This is a genomic window from Bartonella sp. MU37NMGALS, from assembly GCF_042194015.1.
Lineage (GTDB): Bacteria > Pseudomonadota > Alphaproteobacteria > Rhizobiales > Rhizobiaceae > Bartonella > Bartonella grahamii.
The window spans coordinates 1-4,969 of record NZ_JBHIML010000043.1 but is presented as its reverse complement, the minus strand read 5'-3'; the positions used below and the strand labels follow the sequence as shown (position 1 = coordinate 4,969).

Here is a 4,969-nt window from a genome sequence, read left to right as displayed (position 1 = left end):
CCACGGCGAAAATCAGAGCGCAAACTTTTGGAAAGGTCGGTAATCGCTTCAATGACTTCAAGGCTTTTGCGTTCAGGGAGGCTGTCAAAGTAAAGTTGAAAGGAATTCCACCATGCGCGCCCCGTCCAGGCGGGTTGAAAGCGTGCAGAAATCCCTAGCCATTCAAGCCCCATCTCTATTGCCGCAAGGGAGCCGCGCAAGCGCTGCCATTGAAGCCCTTGATCAATCAGATCATAGAGGTTTGGAACATAAGGCGTAAGCTCTCCAAGCCCGTATTCTTCAATGAGCCACGGTAAGAAACGGGGAGGGCGTGTGATCAGTTTAGAACGTGAAATCCCCAAAACAGAACCATCAACATCTTGATGAAAATCACAAGCATCGGCAAGGCGCTTTTCAAATTTTGTTGCGTTTGTGGGAAGGAGGGAACCAACCATTAGCGCGCACGCCCTTTGAAGTTTAAGGTGATTTTTCCAATCGATAAAACTTCTTCATCACAAACCATACTGTCTTGTGTTGGTGTAATGGCGATCACTTTCTGGACACCAGCAATCATTAATTTTGAAATCCACCACGACAAACTTAATTCACGACCAATGGCTTGTTCTTGTCTCCACGCTGCTCTTAAATTTGTTTCCATTGTTGTGAGAATTTTCAAAGATGTTTCTGGTAACAGCCAAACATCTGCCTCTAAATCCAGAACTTTTTTGACAGCAGCGTGAACAATGATTGTATCATTGGTCATGATGATATTTTTTCTGTGAAGAGCTTCTGAGACTGTTTGTATGAGATCTTCAGAGGCCGTTCCTTCTTCATTGTTGCCAAAAAGAGCAACATAGATGGTTGGGTCTTTGCCTTTACGGTAAACAATCGCATCCTTAACACGACTATCTGCTGTTAAGGCTATAAGCTTGTAATAGGGCTCTGTCCCGCTACCATTGCCACCACGGGCATGAAGCTCTATGCGTTCACGATATCTCTCGTCACTTTCACCCTCCATGCGGGCAAGACCATGCCAGTTTCCCAAAGCATCAAGAGATTCACCGGTTGCAAAATCAAGAATGTTGTTGCGTGCCGCTTCGTTAATACGCTGTCTTAAAAGCAACTCTCGATAGCTAAAAGCCTCAATGACTTTTACAGCCGGATCACTTTCAAGAATGGTATATTCCGGCAAAAGCTCTTTTAAATGGGCAAGAGCAGCAGCGCGTATTTCCTCAAAAGAAAGTTCTGTGATGATTTCCGGTTTTGCAAGTACTCCATTCATTTTATCAGTAATCCTTCCATGGTAATGGGCTTACCTGAAGGCAAATAAATGCCTTCAAAGGACAAAGAAACTTGTCCAGCATCAACCATTTTAAAATCAATTTTTTTCAATTTAAAACGCGGTTCCCATTTGTCTAAAGCCTCAGCAACAGCAGCATAAAGGGCAACAGCAAAAGCATTATTAACCGGTGCATCAATGAGTTCTGCAACACGTGAACCATAATCACGCCGCATTACACGCGAACCAATCCGCGTTGACAAAATATCAAGGATTGATTGGCGTAAATGATCAATGCCGGTTAATGGCTTTCCTGTTGTACGGTCCATTCCACTGTTCAATTGGGACCTCCTGTCATCGAGCCACCAGGGGAAACACCACCATGAACATGTGTTGCTCCTACATTGGTACCGTTATGCTTTAGTCCACTTGAGTGAATGGAAACATTATTCCCAGAATGAAGAGAGAGACTATCATTCGAATTCAGTGAAATGCCATCACCAGCCTTCAAAGAGATGCCGCCTTTTGCGTTTAAATTTATATCGCTTTTTGAAACAATCTTTATGCCTTCCGGTGCCGTAAGCTCTAGCTTGCCACCATCACCTTTTAGTGACACACCATCAGCGATTGTCAGGATAAATTTTCCGCCGGATTTGATGTGAATTCCATAAGTGTTTTGTTCATCATCATATTCAAGGCTGGTTCCATCAGGATATATAGTTCGGTGAATGCTGCCTTTATCGGCTGCTTGATTAGCATCGGTGTGAAGTGAACCAACAATCACCCCTTGTGATAAATCCCCTGATGACGAGATAACAACTACTTGCTCTCCGATATCACGCCCTTCATAAGAGCGTGTTTTACCGGCGCGGGCTTGTGTATCTGGAATCCAGTCACTGACAAGATTGCCACTTTTTACCCGATAGCGTGCGTTTTTATGGTCGACATGGCTAATTTTTCCCACCACAACCATATTGGCCACACGTCTCTTTAGATCTGTGATTTCTTTATCGCGCCGCTCTAACATGTCCACCTTCAATTTTATGGTATTTATCTTTATTTCTCACGCCTGTTTCTGGTTCAAAGCTTAAGAAAGGTTCAACGAGTTTTGCTGTTACACTGCCTTCTTCTTCATCCATGTTGGGGATATTTGTCACATAAATGACTTCAAAGGTTAAAATCGCACCATGGAGCGCTAGGGCGCCATTATCACCAAAGGCAAAAGCAATATTTTGCAGGCGGCATGTCTCAACTGTGTTGTTGAGATTGGGATTAGCGTAGAAAACCTCCTCAACTTCCCATGCCAATTGGTCAACAAAACGTGCTCCATCTTCACATGTCGCATAACATTCAACATCTAGCGTTAAAACACGCCGCCTTATTCCATAATCATAGCCATCTTCAATCGTTTCACTTTGTGTTGAGATATTAATTGCAGGCGTGTTCTCAGGGGAAAAGTTGAAATCACGCATATTGAAAACATTGTCACCAGCTGCCGTCTTTGCTGCCTTTATCAAAGCAACAAAGCTTTCCCTTATCGTTTCTCTCGGATGCATGAGTGTTCCTGTTATTTAACATTTATCCTTTTCTTTATATTGGTATCGTGTTATGATACGTAAAAGAACGAATAAAGGTGATTTGGTGATTGAATCTTTTGCGGATAAGCGGTGTAAAGATCTTTTAGAAGGCAATCCGCCCAGAGGCTTTCCCACCACTCTAGTGCGTATAGCCCAAAGAAAATTGTTTATGCTCGATAAAGCAGTTGATCTCAAAGATTTGCGCAGTCCTCCGGGAAATCGTCTAGAAGCATTGAAAGGAGAGCGTAAAGGTCAATATTCTATCCGTATTAATGACCAGTTTCGTATTTGTTTTGAATGGCGCTCTAATGGCGCCTATGAAGTTGAAATCGTAGATTATCATTGATCTGTAGGAGGTCGAGATGAAAAATTATATTGCTATTCATCCCGGAGAAATTTTACGAGAGGAATATTTAAAAGAATATGCTCTCTCTGCTTATGCTCTTGCAAAAGCATTAAATGTTCCACGCACGAGAATAGAACGTATTGTTGCTGAAAATAGTCCAGTGACTCCCGATACAGCTCTCAGATTAGCCTATTTTTTTGATACTACTGCTGAATTTTGGCTTAACATGCAAGCTGCTTATGACGTTAGTATATTACAAACTGAAAAAGCAGACGAATTTGCCAAAATCAATAAATTTGAATGTAGGGTTTAACCACTCCCCATTTTAAGAACAGGGAGGGGAGTTGTGTTTTTAAGTTAAGCAGCTTTTACAACAGGACTTTCCAAAGTAGGAGCATAAGCTTGCAATAACGGATTCATGCTATGCGGTAGTTCTGAAGTTCCAAAACCTGTAAGAACTGCTAGAATCTTTGTAATATTCGGCACCTCATCTTGAAGTTTTAAAATCAAAGCTTTTTCTACCATGCCCATGATGTCAACCAGAGCACTACAATTTTTGTCATCGACATATTCACAATTGACAAACTGAAACAACGTTATCCATAAATCGCATAAAAAGTTGGTATCTACTTTCATTGCACACCCCCATGGATTTGTTCTCTCAAACATGCCAATCCTCTGGATGTGATTTTTGTTGAAGGCAGCACCTTTTCTGTACCATCCGGTCTTTGAATGGTAATAGCGGGACAATCCATGAATCCTTTCTTGATCTTATCCTGATAAGGTAACAGAGGCGCCCCTGGAGCCCGTCGATACACCCAATCATGTTTACGCAAGTAATCCGTTAAGTCCTTTGGTCGTACCTCTAACATCTTTGCTGCTTCAATAAGACCGAACAAACCATCAGAACGCTTTAAACCATCAAGTGCTTTTGCTTTTGGTGCTAATTCAGCGATAACATGATCTTTCTGCTCTATTTGGCTTTGTAAGTGATTCAAAACACCAAGTAATGTTTCGGGTTTGGAGTAGTCAACTTGTGGTGTTGCTACTTGCTTCAAAAGCCGTTCACATTTGATAAAGTATAAACGAGCTTCTCTACCTTTCTTATTGTTCTCAAGCATAGAAAGTTCTTTAGCTACGCTTAAAGTTAGATGATAATCTTTAGAGGGACGACCACCTTGGAGGTTTTCCCCAAAGTTGGTGAAAACTAAATAATCCTGATTTTCTAATAAATTATATTTGTTGATGCGATATTTAATCCAAGTAGAGAAATCTTTACCTACTTCTAAAAACGCATGCAAATCACGAGCGTTAACAGTTTGAACAGTTTCCTGATCAATAACCTGTTCTCTAATTTCTATAAGAGTATTCATAATGAATTCCTTGTTGATAGATGTTTCTTAATGACACTCAATTAAAGAGTGCCGGGCGCTAAGAAACACGGCAACAAGCCCGTCGTTATGCTTTCCCCCGAAAGGGTATTTTATGGCATAACCACACCCGACAAGACCAGTATACGCTATACGCATATAATGAGTCAAAGCCTTTACAATGTGCGGAAGAATGATTATTTCGGCAACCAATCCGCTTGTTGTTTTAAGGTGTTTCTTAGGCACCTGATTCGATTATTCATACTCCTGTCACAATGTCAAGTGGGAACGTAATATTTTTATAAAAATAATCAAAACGGCTTGCTAAACAAAGATGCCTTATTGTTTTAGCTCTCGTAAGATAAGCTTATACATACCGGATTCTGAGGCTTGGACATCTGTGATCACGAAGTGCTCT

General features: G+C 41.3%; 9 protein-coding genes. 2 read left to right on the top strand and 7 right to left on the bottom strand.

The window, feature by feature from the left end:
- The 5 genes from ACFIJP_RS08595 to ACFIJP_RS08575 form a co-directional block, all read right to left on the bottom strand.
- On the bottom strand, window positions 1–434 hold a 434-nt coding region (locus tag ACFIJP_RS08595), incomplete at its 3' end, for a phage tail protein (protein ID WP_375626978.1).
- Window positions 434–1,261, bottom strand: a complete 828-nt coding sequence (locus ACFIJP_RS08590; RefSeq protein WP_375626976.1) for a baseplate J/gp47 family protein — start codon at window positions 1,259–1,261, stop codon at window positions 434–436. The genes ACFIJP_RS08595 and ACFIJP_RS08590, both read right to left, overlap by 1 nt.
- Window positions 1,258–1,599 carry a GPW/gp25 family protein gene (locus ACFIJP_RS08585; RefSeq protein WP_004856773.1) on the bottom strand — a complete coding sequence of 114 codons (342 nt, stop codon included), beginning with the start codon at window positions 1,597–1,599 and terminating at the stop codon, window positions 1,258–1,260. The genes ACFIJP_RS08590 and ACFIJP_RS08585 overlap by 4 nt, the downstream gene beginning before the upstream one ends.
- The gene (locus ACFIJP_RS08580) at window positions 1,596–2,285 is read right to left on the bottom strand and encodes a phage baseplate assembly protein V (protein WP_375626974.1); all 690 of its coding nucleotides are present in this window, start codon (window positions 2,283–2,285) and stop codon (window positions 1,596–1,598) included. Before ACFIJP_RS08580 ends, ACFIJP_RS08585 begins: the two co-directional genes overlap by 4 nt.
- Window positions 2,266–2,814: a hypothetical protein gene (locus ACFIJP_RS08575; protein ID WP_375626973.1), complete on the bottom strand. Its 549-nt coding sequence runs from the start codon at window positions 2,812–2,814 to the stop codon at window positions 2,266–2,268. Before ACFIJP_RS08575 ends, ACFIJP_RS08580 begins: the two co-directional genes overlap by 20 nt.
- A 52-nt stretch (window positions 2,815–2,866) precedes the next feature.
- Between ACFIJP_RS08575 and ACFIJP_RS08570 the strand changes: the two genes are divergently transcribed.
- Together ACFIJP_RS08570 and ACFIJP_RS08565 are read left to right on the top strand one after the other, a co-directional pair.
- Complete coding sequence (locus ACFIJP_RS08570; protein ID WP_273790985.1) at window positions 2,867–3,181, top strand: type II toxin-antitoxin system RelE/ParE family toxin; 315 nt, start codon at window positions 2,867–2,869, stop codon at window positions 3,179–3,181.
- A gap of 16 nt (window positions 3,182–3,197) precedes the next feature.
- Window positions 3,198–3,494 carry a HigA family addiction module antitoxin gene (locus ACFIJP_RS08565; RefSeq protein WP_004861504.1) on the top strand — a complete coding sequence of 99 codons (297 nt, stop codon included), beginning with the start codon at window positions 3,198–3,200 and terminating at the stop codon, window positions 3,492–3,494.
- A gap of 44 nt (window positions 3,495–3,538) precedes the next feature.
- Here the strand turns inward: ACFIJP_RS08565 and ACFIJP_RS08560 are convergent, their stop codons facing one another.
- Window positions 3,539–3,817 carry a hypothetical protein gene (locus tag ACFIJP_RS08560; RefSeq protein ID WP_375626971.1) on the bottom strand — a complete coding sequence of 93 codons (279 nt, stop codon included), beginning with the start codon at window positions 3,815–3,817 and terminating at the stop codon, window positions 3,539–3,541.
- Entirely contained in the window at window positions 3,814–4,554 is a 741-nt protein-coding gene (locus tag ACFIJP_RS08555) for an antA/AntB antirepressor family protein (protein ID WP_375626969.1), read from the bottom strand. Before ACFIJP_RS08555 ends, ACFIJP_RS08560 begins: the two co-directional genes overlap by 4 nt.
- Window positions 4,555–4,969: the final 415 nt, after the last annotated feature.